A 13,172-nucleotide genomic window follows, 5' to 3' on the forward strand; every position below is an offset into this window, starting at 1 on the left:
AACCTAATAACAACCTCTTAGAATGGTTTTTATCATCAGTTGCAGAGTCAGTAATGCTTAGATTAATTCAATCGAATCAGATGGAAGTGCTATCTGAACAGCTTTCCAAAATGTTAGCCATTCCCCTTGATAATGCTAACTTGCTGGCTAACGAGCATGTGCTAGTCCAAAGCCCAGGTATGTCGACTTGGCTGCGTTTAGAAGTGGCTAAATACAATGGTATTGCAGCGGCCCTTTCCTTCCCGCTTCCATCTAGCTTTACTTGGCAACTTTGCCATGAATTATTGCCTGATGTGCCCAAAGATAATGCTTTTACCAAGGCGGCCATGACGTGGAAGTTAATGGATTTGCTGCCAACTTTATTAACAGATGAAGATTTTGCGCCACTAAAAGCGTACCTCACTCCTGAGTTAGCGACCGATTATACAGACTCTAACCTAAACTTAGATCCTTCTGCGGTAGAAGCAGCACAAACACATACCCCTACAAAAGATAGCTTAAGTATTTTATCGGCCCAGCATCAACAGCATTTTGATGCGATGAAGCTTTATCAATTGTGTGGCCGTATTGCCGATATTTTTGACCAATACTTAGTTTATCGCCCAAGTTGGATCCTTGGTTGGGAGCAAAACGAGCACCCGATAAAACTGGAACAAAATCAGTTATGGCAACCTAAATTGTGGCGAGCATTAATTGACTACAATCAAAACACCATCAAGGGTAGCCATTATCATCGCGCCAATTTACATCAAGAATTGATTTCAGCGTTGCAAAACCCTCAAACGGTTATCGGCTCACTACCAGAGCGGTTATTTGTGTTTGGTATTTCATCCATGCCACCGCAAACCCTTGAGGTGCTTTACCATTTAGCCGAACGTATCGAAGTTATCATGTTTTCATTAAGCCCTTGCCAGCATTATTGGGGCGATATCGTTGACCCTAAAGCTCGCGCTCGTATGGCGCTGCAATATGCTGATAAAAAACAGTTAGGTGAACTGTGGGAAGAAAAGTTAGAAGTTGGCAATCCCATTTTAGCCAATAACGGCAAAATGGGACGTGAGCTTTTAGATTTAATGCTGGAGTTACCTGCTGAGCACACTGACTTTAGCTACGATTGTTACATAGAACCAGAGCAATCCCCTGATGAGCTAAACCTACTTCAAGGTTTGCAGTTCGACATTTTACAAATGGAAACATTAGGCCAAGCATTAGGGCCAGATGCGCATTTTTATCAAAATACTGAGGCGCGAAGAAGTCTTAAACCAACTGATGATTCGATTACTTTAAGAAGCTGTCATAGCCCGCTACGTGAAGTTGAAACCCTGCACGATCATTTATTAGAACTCCTTTCCAATAAAGACAATAGTGACAGCTTACTGCCTAAAGATATTGTGGTTATGATGCCTGATGTTGCAGCTTATGCGCCGTACATTGATGCAGTTTTTGGCACCAGTAATAGCCAATCAAGCTCTTTACAAGGCGCGTTAAAAGGTACTCGTCAAAGTAACTATTATATTCCTTATGCCATTGCAGATAGAGGCGCTGCGCAAGAGTCGCCACTAATTAATAGTTTCTTAAATTTACTTAATATCAATCAAAGTCGTTTTGGCTTAACAGATATCATTAGTATTCTTGAAGTGCCCGCTATTTTACGCAAGTTTCAACTCGATGATGACGGTTTACAGCTCATCAGGCGCTGGTTAGATGACGCCAATGTTCGTTGGGGGCGTGATGAACACACTCGCCTGCAACAAGGTGTTCCTGGTTTTAAACAGAACTCATGGGCATTTGGCATTAGCCGTCTTATTCAAGGTTACGCTTTCAACGACGACTCATCGATTTACCATGAAACCTTGTTAGTAAAGGGTGTTGAAGGACAATCTGCGCAAACCTTGGGTTACTTACTTAACTTTTTAGAGTCCATTGATGAGTATCAACTGCAACTTGCGACCACCTGCCCGACACTTGAGCGCATTGAACAGCTTTATCAATTACTCGATGTATTTTTTGAAGCTGATGACGATGAACGCGAACAAGTGCAAACCATCCGTGAAGCATTAACAGCATTAAAAGAAGAATTAGAAGGTGCAGGCCATCATGGCGAGCTTGATATTGAAGTGCTTAAACAGTGGTTCAATCAACGCTTAAATGAATCAAGAGTGGGTCAGCGATACCTTGCAGGTAGCGTTAACTTTTGTACCTTAATGCCAATGCGATCGATTCCATTTAAAGTGGTGTGTTTATTAGGAATGAATGACGGTGTTTATCCTCGAGTCCAGCATCCTGTGGGCTTTGACTTGATGGCGCACAATGGCGCAATAAAAGGCGACCGATCACGTAGATTAGATGACAGATACCTCTTTTTAGAAGCGCTTTTATCAGCAAGGCAGCAGCTTTATATCAGTTACATTGGCCACTCAGAGCGCGATAATGCCGAGCGAATTCCGTCGATGTTAGTGTCAGAGCTTATTGAGTATTATCAGCTGTGTTACTTTGCCGATTATTGCTTCACCGAAGGTTCAGACTCTACTCTACGGTCAAACATCAGTAATGACGCTGCCGACCAAGCTATTATTGAGCATTTGATTGTTCAGCAACCGCTGCAACCTTTCGATGCGAAACTATTTCAGTCTGAGATTTCTGACTCGCCATTGCAGCAATCTAGGTTACAACAAACTTCTTTTCAGCAAAGTTATAGCCATCAATGGTGCCCGCCTAAGTTTAATGATCCATTAACAGCGCAATGGCAATCGGCATTTATCGACTCTGCTAAACCTATTGCTGTGGATTTACAATCAGATTTAGCCGATGCAGCGACAGAACATCAACTTACTCTTGAGCTATCTGCTTTATTGCGTTTCTTTAGAAGCCCTGCGCAGTTCTTTTTAAATCGTAGCCTTAAAGTCGACTTTAACCTGCGTATTCAGGCCGACGATAATGATGAACCTTTTGGTTTAGACTCGCTTGAGCGTTACAAGCTGCAATCCGCTTTACTCGATAGCGCTATTTCAAATCAGTTAGAACATGCAGATATTGAGTTTGTCGCCAAGCTAAAAGCTAGCGGTTCATTACCGATGAAGCCTTTTGATGATTTGCTACTCAATCAATATCAAAAAGATATCGCACCACTCATTGGCCGTGTATTGTATTTAACTGCTGAAACTCAAACCACTGAAGTGGATGTGGATTTATCCTTTAACGACATTAAATTAACGCCGCAACAAACTATCGAAGTCAATTTGATTGGCCGCATTGATGATATTTACGCCAAGGGCCAAGTGAACTATCGCCCTGGGACTGCTCATGGCCGGGACTTTTTGCGGGTTTACTTACGTCACTTGTGTTTAAACGCGGCTGGAGTAGAGAAAAACAGTTACCTGCTGGATATAGGCCATTTTCATGCCTTTACTGCCATAAAAACTGATGCAGCACAGCAACTGTTGCAACTGTTTATTCAAGCTTATGTTAACGGCCAAGCACAGCCTCTTTGCTTTATGCCGCGTACAGCCCTTGCCTACGTTGAAGCGGAAGGTGAACACGATGAAAAGCTCCATGAAGCACAAAGCCAATGGATTGATGAACAAACCGAGTTTGGCGAAGGAAACGATCCACATAATAAGCGTTTATTTAGCTTCCCAGAGGATTTCACTGAGCATGGGTTTGGCCAAACAGCCATGCAACTACTTAAGCCAATGCTCAGCGTTTATCACAAAGGCACCTTGGCTGACTTAGATGAATACATCAACGAAACCTTATCGACTAGCACTGAGGGTAAACAATAATGGTCACAGTAACCAAATTAAATCCCCTCACCTTACCTTTTTCAGGCAGTAGCTTAATTGAAGCCAGTGCTGGCACAGGTAAAACCTATACCATTTCAGGGTTATATTTACGTTTACTGTTGGGTGATGAAAACAACGCGCCATTAACCTGCGAAAAAATCTTAGTGGTGACTTTTACCAATGCGGCCACCGAAGAGTTACGTGACCGTATCCGAAAACGAATTCAGGTAGCTTTTAAATGCTTTATTGGTCTTGAAACTAACGATGAGTTTGTCAAAGCGCTTTATCAGCAAATACCAGTGTCAGAGCGTTCAATCGCGTTAAGACGTTTAGATTTAGCGTTAAAGTCATTAGATGAAGCCGCCATTTTTACCATTCATGGTTTCTGTCAGCGGATTTTGTCAGACATGGCGTTCGAGTCATCATTGCTCTTTGAATCTGAATTTACCCTAGATGACAGCGAGTTTTTACACCATGCGGTAAGGGACTTTTGGCGTGAAACCTGTTACCCATTGCCACCCGTATTAGCCCAAGTGATTGCCAAAGAATTTGGCAGCCCTGATGATTTAGCCAAACAACTAAGGCAGCTATTAGGTGCAACGCAAGCTAAAACCTCATTTATAGCCAAAGACTTTAATAAGTTAACCAATGAGCTTATTCAAAGTTTATCACGCTTTAAAATGCGCTGGGCAGCCGACAGTGAAACAGCACTGACATTACTCCACAGCCTACCGCTTAATGGTGCCCGCTTTGGTAAAAAAGCCGATGACTACCCTAAACTTGCAGCAATGTTTGACCGCTTAAGCAATTGGGTCAAAGCAGATGATGGTTTGCCGCCAATTAAAGAATTAGAAATGCTGGCACTGTCAGGTCTTAAGCTCAATAAAGGCGGCACGGTACCAACGCCATCTGAAGCGCCACTATTAGATCATATTGAGCGATTGTTTGATTTAATAAATCAAATCAAACCCGCATTTTTAGTTCGGGCTAAAGATGGAATAAAATTACGTTTTGCGCTGCAAAAAGCCCAGCGTAATTTGATGACCCCTGACGATCTATTAATCACCTTAGCTGGCGCACTGAATTCTGCGCAAAACAGTCAAGCTGCTGAATCACAAGCATCACAAGCATCACAAGAGGCTGAGTCTTGCGTCTCGCAGCAGCTTGCTAACGCCATTGCCAGCCGCTTCCCGGTCGCCTTAATTGATGAATTCCAAGATACCGATCCGCTACAATTTGCGATTTTCTCGGCTATTTATCAGGAGCAAGAACAATTAGATAAACTCAGTTTGCTAATGATTGGCGATCCTAAACAAGCGATTTATGCCTTTCGCGGAGCCGATATTCATACCTATATTCAAGCCCGTAAGCAAACCCAAGCCCATTACAACCTTGAAACCAATTACCGCTCATCAACTGCGCTAGTAAAGGGTGTAAACCAGTTATTTAGCCAACATGACGATCCGTTTATTAGTGATGCGATTCCTTATGATGCAGTCAATACGCCAAAAAGTGCTGACAATAAAATACTCACCGAAGCAGAAACTCACGCTGCAGCACTGCGCATAAAGTTACTGGGTGAAGATGACTCAGGATTAAATAAAACCACTGGCCGTAAAGTATTAGCCAATGATGCCGCCAGTGAAATTAAGCGGCTATTAACTGAATCCCAAGATGGTCAGTGTTTTACGGGCAATGGTTTTACGGAAAATAGCTCAAATGGCAAATCAGCCAAACCGCTTATTGCTAAAGACATAGCGGTACTGGTGCGCGACCGAAACGAAGCGGCTGTCATGAAAAAAGCCTTAAGCGACCGTAATATTGGCGCAGTATTTTTAAGCCGTGATAGCGTCTTTAAAACCCAAGAAGCCTTTGAGCTTGCGATTATATTACGTGCTTTAGCTACCCCAAAAGATGAGCGCAGCTTACGCAGCGCCATGGCAACCGAGTTAATGGGCTATAGCGCCCAGCAAATTCATCAATTTAATCAAGATGAAGAACAGCGCCAAGATTTATTAGATAAATTCGCTGAGTGGCATCAACTGTGGAATCGTCACGGCATTATGCCAGCACTGCTTTCCCTCGCCAGTGAAACAGCACTCATCAAACGTTACTTAGCCAAAGGGAATGTGAATGAGTCAAAAGCAATCAACGAAACTGAAAGTGGCGAGCGCCGCTTAACCGATTTTCGTCATCTATCTGAGCTGTTACAACAAAAAGCCACCGAGCTTGATGGTAGCAGCGCCTTAATCAATTGGTTTGAACAACAACTGATTGATGGTCAAGGGAGCGACGAGCAGCAGCTTAGGCTTGAAAGCGAGCAAAACTTGGTACAAATCGTCACGATTCATAAGAGTAAAGGGCTTGAGTACCCAGTATGTTTTGTCCCCTTTATCAGCTTAGCCCGAGATAATCGCCGAAAACCCACACCAATGCTTTACCATCAAAACGACCAATTAATATGGGATGTAGAAGCCACTAAAGAAGGTTGGGAGCAATATAAACAAGAAAATCTTGCCGAAGATTTACGCTTGTTATATGTGGCGCTCACCCGCCCTGTTTATGTGTGTTACTTATACATCGCCAATCATAGCCGTATGTTAAAAGCGGGCATTAGTAGCCAATTATTTGAAACTGCCATCGGTTATTTATTGGGTATCACCAGTAAAGAGTGCGACTTTGAGCAGCTCAAATTAAAAGCGCAATCGCTTACGAAAGATAAAGCTGGCAATGTCATTGATGCAATTAGTATTACTGAAGTCGAAGCCATCGATGAGTCAGCGCTTATCAATATTGATAACAACGACCAAGACCTTGCACCGAAAACATTAGTGCGCGATTACCATACGCCTTGGCGAGTAGGCAGTTACTCAGGGCTAGTGAAGCATTTAGCCCATGAAAAAGTGACCCCAGGGGCAGACGATGAAGACTTCAGTCAAGAAATACAACCACAGTTTGAACCAAGCAGTGATATCAATCCGTTTGATACTGAAGCTCAAGAAGATGCCATTAACCGTTTTACCTTTGAACGCGGTGCCAATGCCGGTAGCTTTATGCACTTGGTATTAGAGTTATTTGACTTCACCAATGCCGATAATGAATTACCAGATGCGTTAATCAAAGCGATGGATCAATACGGTTTTGATAAAGAGATTTGGACAGACACCTTATTTGATTGGTATCAGCAAATATTGCATACCCCACTATTAACGGGTTATCAGCAATGCGATCAACAATTGCTTACCCCGCAAGGGATGCCGCTGACCTTAAGTGAGTTAACTGAAAAGCAAAAACTGGTGGAGATGGAGTTTTACTTACCCATTAGCCGATTAAAGTCGGAGCAATTAAACCAACTGTTAACCCATTACGGTTATGATGCAGGGCTTGAATTTGATGAGCTACAAGGCATGTTAAAAGGCTTTATCGATTTAACCTTTGAATATAATGGTCAATATTACATAGCCGATTATAAATCGAATCATTTAGGTGACGACTACCAAGATTACAATATCGACGCCATGAGCAAAGCCATCAGTAGCCACCGCTATAACCTGCAATATATCTTGTATACCTTAGCGCTCCATCGTTACTTGTCATTGCGCATGCCAACCTATGATTATCAACGTCATATTGGCGGCAGCTTTTACTTATTCCTACGTGGAATGAGCCCTCAATCGCCGCAATCTGGAGTGTTTTTCGACAAGCCACCTCAAGCGTTGATTGAGCAATTAGATGTACTATTTAATTCTTCAATTGATCCAAGTACTTCAACTGAAACGAGAGCATCAATGGAGTCTGCATCATGAGCCAATTACTCCAACTCAGCGCACCAATAAAAGATTTATTAAAACACTGGCAACAGCAAGCACTAATCACCCCCCTTGATCGCCACTTCGCTTTGGAAATGGCCAAAGTTCAAGTTGAGGCTAAAATTTCACGCCAAACAACTCAAGTCGATAACGGCTCAAACGGTGATTTTTTACTGTTTATTTGCACCCTATTGAGTCAGCAACTATCAAGTCAGCATAGCTGTTTAGTGATCAACGATATCGATTTGGCTAACCCTTTTTGCGAGCAACAAGCTTTGTGCAAGCTAACGCTCGACCACCAGCAATTAGCCAATGCCATTATCGACTTGGATTGTGTTGGTGAGCCCAATGATAATAAACCACTTATTTTTGAACATGGGCGTTTATACCTTAATAAGTACTATCACTTTGAAACCGAAGTGGCTAACCGCCTAAATCAAATGGCAGCGATTAACTTAGATATTGATTTATCAGCTGGCTCTCAAGTATTGCCCGCTTATTTAAATGACTTATTTGATGAAGTAAATCCAAGCTCGACAGCCCCGATGATCAACTGGCAAAAAGTGGCTACCGCCACTGCTTTAACGAAAGCCTTAGCGGTGATTACGGGTGGCCCTGGCACAGGTAAAACCACTACGGTGACTAAGCTTTTATTGCTTCTGCTGACTCAATCATCATTAACCATACGCTTAGTAGCGCCAACGGGGAAAGCTGCAGCAAGATTAAGTGAGTCAATTAAAGCTTCAAAATCCCGTTTACTTGCTCAAGTCAGCCAAACCGGCAAACCAGAGTTAATTGATGCGCTAAATAGTATTCCCGAAGAAGCTGCTACCTTACACAGGTTATTGGGGGTTATTCCTAACTCCCATGCTTTTCGCCATAACAAAGAAAACCCATTGCGCTTAGATTTATTGGTGGTAGATGAAGCCTCGATGGTTGATTTACCTATGATGCATAAGCTGTTAAATGCATTGCCAAATAAAGCCAGGTTGATACTTTTAGGCGATCAAGACCAGCTAGCCTCTGTTGAAGCTGGCGCAGTCTTAGCCGATATTTGCTCGGGACTTGCCAATACGGCTGTTAGTTCAACAGCTAACCCAGAAATATCCAACGAGCAATCACAGCCTTGGCGAATGCGTTATTGCGCCAAACAAGCTGAGTTACTTCATCAGTTAACAGGTGAAGATACCCATCAATTTATTGATCAAACACCGATGATTGGTGACAACTTATGCATGTTAATGCACAGCCACCGCTTTAAAGGTGATGCGGGGATTGGCTTGCTGGCTAAAGCGGTTAACACTGTCGATATCAATGGTATTCGCCGTGAGTGGCAACAAGGCCATCAAGAACTCACATGGATTGAGCATCTGCCTGAAGGCCAAAGCATACAGTTACTGCAATTGTCTGTTGCGGCTTATAGCGAATACTTGCAAATGATCCTCGATAATCAATTTGCTTATCAACAGAGTTCTGATTCTAATGCTGATTCTGGTTCACGTGAGGATATTCATCAAGCGATAGACATTATTGATAGCTTCAATAAATTCCGTGTTTTATGTGCCATGCGCTCAGGTGAATTTGGCGTCGATGGAATCAACCTTGCCATTGCCAATGTACTTAAGCAAAACCGTTGGATAAAGCCGAGCCAAGAGTTTTATCTGGGCAGACCGATTATCATCCAGAGTAACGATTACAACCTGGGCTTGTTTAACGGTGACATTGGGCTAATTTTACAAGATGAGCTTAAACCTGAGCGGCTTATGGCTTACTTTGTCAAAGCTGATGGTAGTTTACTTAAAGTGCAACCCGCTCGCTTGCCACATCATGACAGCTGTTTTGCGATGACCGTACATAAAAGCCAAGGCAGTGAGTTTGAAAAAGTAGCCTTCGTTTTACCACAAAAACCCAGTAATTCTCAGTGGCAACTGCTCACTAAAGAGTTGGTTTATACTGCCATTACAAGGGCTAAACAGCACTTTATCTGCTTAGGCTCACCTTATGTGTTCGAAAAAGCCTGTAAGCAAGTGACCTCAAGAGCATCAGGATTAGCAATGAGGTTATGGGGAAAGGCTCGTTAGCAGATTGGTATTCATCTAATGAATATAATCATCTAACAGTTAACTGATAGCTGTTAGTCTCCCCCAAATATCATGCAAGAAATAACGAAAGGGAACCCTATTCCTTTCGTTATATTAGGTGAACTATTAACAGTGACTGTGAAGATGTCATTTAGATTTATTTAAGTATGCTCAATGTGAGTGCCTTTTCTTCAAATGAATAAAATCATCATTAAAGCCAATTCTGTAGCCTTTTCCCTTTAAACAACCTATTGAGTAAACCAGCGAGCTGCATTACTGATTGCTTTTTGAAAACCGCTCATTGGCTTGATGATAAAGTGATCCATAGTCACTTCCGTAGGCTCATCCAATGATTGTAAAATCGTATTCAGCTGCTGTAAGTTTTTTACCGTTAAATCAAGGTTTGCTTCATTAGGTTGGTATGTTGAGCCAATAGGATAGTACTCCCCTAACTGCGCTTTCATTTCAATATGAGCACCAAGTATCGCACTCACTTCATGGGACTCAGCAAACTGGGTTAATCTAGCAATACTTGAGCGATATTCATCCCAATTTTTAACATAAATATATCCTGGGTATAAAGTATCTCCAGTCAATAACCATTTATTTTTATCGTCGTAAAAAGTTAATGCTTCTTCTTGATGGCCAGGAGTAGGGAATACCGTAATATCTCTGCCTCCAAGCGCAATGGTGAATTGCCCTTGTGGCCATTTATCAAACTGATAAAACTGCTGTACAGCGGATGATGAAGGCATAACTAGATGTGTATTTTTTTCCCCTTCAAAAGATTTATCACCTTGATAATGATCACTATGACCATGAGAGTGAACGATGATCAGCTCCTTGTTGGCGATCATATTGCTACCCAATACTGTTTGTATTTCTTCATAAAAACTAAAATCAGCGTCACGATTAAGTGCACCGGTATCAAGTATTAACACTTTATTTTCACCGACTAAGATATATATAAACGGCGCTTCGTATGTTAAACATTTATTTTGACGGACAATATAGCTGTTAGGATCATACTGATAAACCTCATGTGCTGGCTGATTATCAGCATTACAATCCAACGCGCCATGAGCCCAAGTGTGACCATTGAATATTGAAATTGGCTTAGCTGGCTGAGTTTGCTCGGTATCACTTAAATGTATGCTTGATTGAGCAGAGCATCCTGACGTGATGAAAACTAAAACCATTAATAACACTAATGTCAGCCAAGCTTGTCTAATAGGGGTAAAGTCCTTAATTGAAGACCTCATAAATTCACCGTCCTTGAAAAATGATTTTAAACTCAGGCTAAATACATAGCTAAAATACCAAAGTTCAGCTAGCTATATTGTTAACAGTAAAAGCTATTAAGCTTAGGAAGCAACAGAACTAGGAATCATCACTAGAGCATTAAGTCATTTATAAGTGATGTTTGTTATTCAGTAAAATCTAATAATGTAAGAAAAGGTTTTAGGTTTTATCTTGTACCACCCCCACTGCTAGGCTTATAAATATTGTGAGTAAATTACTGAAAGCACCATTAACAGAGCAAATGACACTCTGATTATCCTTGCCTGTCTCGGATGAGTAAAAAGAGGTTTTATTAAACGGCCAAACATTAACCATAAGCTATCAACGACCATAGCAATTAACATGCAAATTAAGCCTGTAGAGATATAACTTATCCACGACAGTTCAAACGGCAATAAGAACTGTGAGAATATTGCTAAAAAGGCTGCGTAAGCTTTGGGGTTAATAAGGTTCAGAATAAAGCCATCTTGAAAGCTAGGAGCATGATGTATTTCTTTATCAATAACCAAGGGCGCCGTTGCAATTTTGTAGGCAATAAAGCAGATATATAACCCACCGATAGTTTGGCAAATCACTTTGACATTGGGATAAACACTAAGCAGCGTGGATAACCCAAGAGTTGTACCTATAATGGCTACTAACAACCCTAGCAAAATCCCCATAAGAAATGGCGTGCCTTGCTTTATACCAAAGGTTGCCCCTGTAGCAGCAAGTGCGATAGGTACTGGACCTGGCGAGCCTAATAATAAGGTTGTGGCAAGCATAAGAGAAGCAATGGATTCTATCAATTTCTCACTCCATGGGATTTATAAAAGATAGCTAAATTTTGACAAAATAAAGGCTAGCAAAGGGCATTTGCTAGCCTTCTATTATTGATAGCCTAAAGATCTAGTTAACAGTACTAGTTAATAATTAGGAACAGCCTTGGTTAATTAAAAACTATTTTCAGGAATTCTTACCCAGCCTTCCATTAACACCCTTGCACTACGGCTCATACTGGCTTTGTTCACTTGCCAGTTACCATCAACCATTGTTGCCTCTGCGCCAACCTTTAGCGTACCGGACGGATGACCAAACACCACTTGAGTACGTGGAGTGCCGCCAGCAGCTAAGTTCACTAATGAACCTTCTACAGCCGCAGCAGTACCAATCGCCACAGCAGCAGTACCCATCATGGCATGATGAAGTTTACCCATAGATAAGGCGCGAACTTGTAAATCAATATCTGAAACTGTAATTGATTTCCCGCTTGATGAGGTGTAATCACTAGGGGCTGAAACAAAGGCAATTTTTGGCGTATGTTGACGACCCGCCGCTTCATCAATGTGATTAATTAACCCCATTTGCACAGCCCCATGAGCACGAAGCATTTCAAAAAAAGCTAAAGCGTGTGGGTCACTATTGACGTCATCTTGCAGTTCATTACCTTGATAGCCAATATCTGCAGCATTAACAAAAATTGTCGGAATGCCAGCATTAATCATGGTGGCTTTCACTGACTTAACGCCCTTTTCGCTAAACTCTGGAATAGATTGCGGCAATATCAGCTCATCAACCACATTACCTGTTGGGAACATCGCCGCGTCAGCATCAGCTGGTGCCATAAATTCCACAAGCACTTCGGCTGCAGGAAAAGTAACCCCATCGAGTTCAAAGTCACCGGTTTCTTGCACTTCACCATTTGTCATTGGTACGTGAGCAATGATGGTCTTGTTAATATTGGCTTGCCAAATTCTCACTACTGCAATGCCATTTTGTGGAATACGGCTCGCATCAACCAAGCCGTTTGAAATGGAAAATGAGCCAACCGCTGCAGTTAAATTACCGCAATTACCACTCCAGTCTACAAACGGTTTATCAATGGCCACTTGACCAAATAAATAATCTACATCGTGATCAATTTGAGTGCTTTTTGATAAAATTACCGTTTTACTGGTACTGGATGTTGCCCCGCCCATACCGTCGGTTTGTTTACCGTATGGATCAGGGCTACCGATCACTCTAAGTAATAATGCATCACGAGCAGCACCCGCTACTTGAGCCACTTTTGGCAAATCAATTAGATTGAAAAAAACGCCTTTACTGGTGCCACCACGCATATATGTGGCGGGTATTTTTACTTGTGGAGCATGCGCCTGTTGTTGCGTAGACATACCAATTCCTACTCATTTTATTCTTATAAAATCTATAAATCATCA

Annotated in this window: 6 protein-coding genes; 3 read left to right on the top strand and 3 right to left on the bottom strand. The window is 42.0% G+C overall.

The features are described 5' to 3' along the window. The first annotated feature begins 53 nt into the window (after positions 1–53). From recC to recD, 3 genes are read left to right on the top strand one after another with little or no spacing between them, the layout of a single operon-like run. Entirely contained in the window at positions 54–3,782 is a 3,729-nt protein-coding gene (gene recC / locus QPX86_RS12320) for an exodeoxyribonuclease V subunit gamma (protein ID WP_285162869.1), read from the top strand. After that, a complete protein-coding gene (recB, locus tag QPX86_RS12325; RefSeq protein ID WP_285162870.1) occupies positions 3,782–7,588 on the top strand; it encodes an exodeoxyribonuclease V subunit beta in 3,807 nt (1,268 codons plus the stop codon). The genes recC and recB overlap by 1 nt, the downstream gene beginning before the upstream one ends. Then, entirely contained in the window at positions 7,585–9,672 is a 2,088-nt protein-coding gene (recD, locus tag QPX86_RS12330; RefSeq protein WP_285162871.1) for an exodeoxyribonuclease V subunit alpha, read from the top strand. Before recB ends, recD begins: the two co-directional genes overlap by 4 nt. Positions 9,673–9,920: 248 nt before the next feature. Here recD and QPX86_RS12335 read toward each other — a convergent pair whose 3' ends face one another. The 3 genes from QPX86_RS12335 to prpF all read right to left on the bottom strand — a co-directional run bounded on the left by QPX86_RS12335 (position 9,921) and on the right by prpF (position 13,127). Further along, positions 9,921–10,934 carry an MBL fold metallo-hydrolase gene (locus tag QPX86_RS12335; protein ID WP_285162872.1) on the bottom strand — a complete coding sequence of 338 codons (1,014 nt, stop codon included), beginning with the start codon at positions 10,932–10,934 and terminating at the stop codon, positions 9,921–9,923. A gap of 234 nt (positions 10,935–11,168) precedes the next feature. Continuing rightward, positions 11,169–11,762, bottom strand: a complete 594-nt coding sequence (locus QPX86_RS12340; protein ID WP_285162873.1) for a LysE family translocator — start codon at positions 11,760–11,762, stop codon at positions 11,169–11,171. A 144-nt stretch (positions 11,763–11,906) separates the two neighbouring features. After that, on the bottom strand, positions 11,907–13,127 hold the full coding sequence (gene prpF, locus QPX86_RS12345; protein WP_285162874.1) for a 2-methylaconitate cis-trans isomerase PrpF: 1,221 nt from the start codon (positions 13,125–13,127) through the stop codon (positions 11,907–11,909). Positions 13,128–13,172: the final 45 nt, after the last annotated feature.

The organism is Shewanella goraebulensis, from assembly GCF_030252245.1.
In the GTDB taxonomy this organism is placed as follows: Bacteria; Pseudomonadota; Gammaproteobacteria; order Enterobacterales; family Shewanellaceae; genus Shewanella; species Shewanella goraebulensis.

What these genes read in the sequence shown, in the direction of transcription:
- recC (WP_285162869.1), top strand. Translation starts at nt 54, where the DNA reads ATGCTTAGATTAATTCAATCGAATCAGATGGAAGTGCTATCTGAACAG.
- recB (WP_285162870.1), top strand. Translation starts at nt 3,782, where the DNA reads ATGGTCACAGTAACCAAATTAAATCCCCTCACCTTACCTTTTTCAGGC.
- recD (WP_285162871.1), top strand. Translation starts at nt 7,585, where the DNA reads ATGAGCCAATTACTCCAACTCAGCGCACCAATAAAAGATTTATTAAAA.
- QPX86_RS12335 (WP_285162872.1), bottom strand. Translation starts at nt 10,934, where the DNA reads ATGAGGTCTTCAATTAAGGACTTTACCCCTATTAGACAAGCTTGGCTG.
- prpF (WP_285162874.1), bottom strand. Translation starts at nt 13,127, where the DNA reads ATGTCTACGCAACAACAGGCGCATGCTCCACAAGTAAAAATACCCGCC.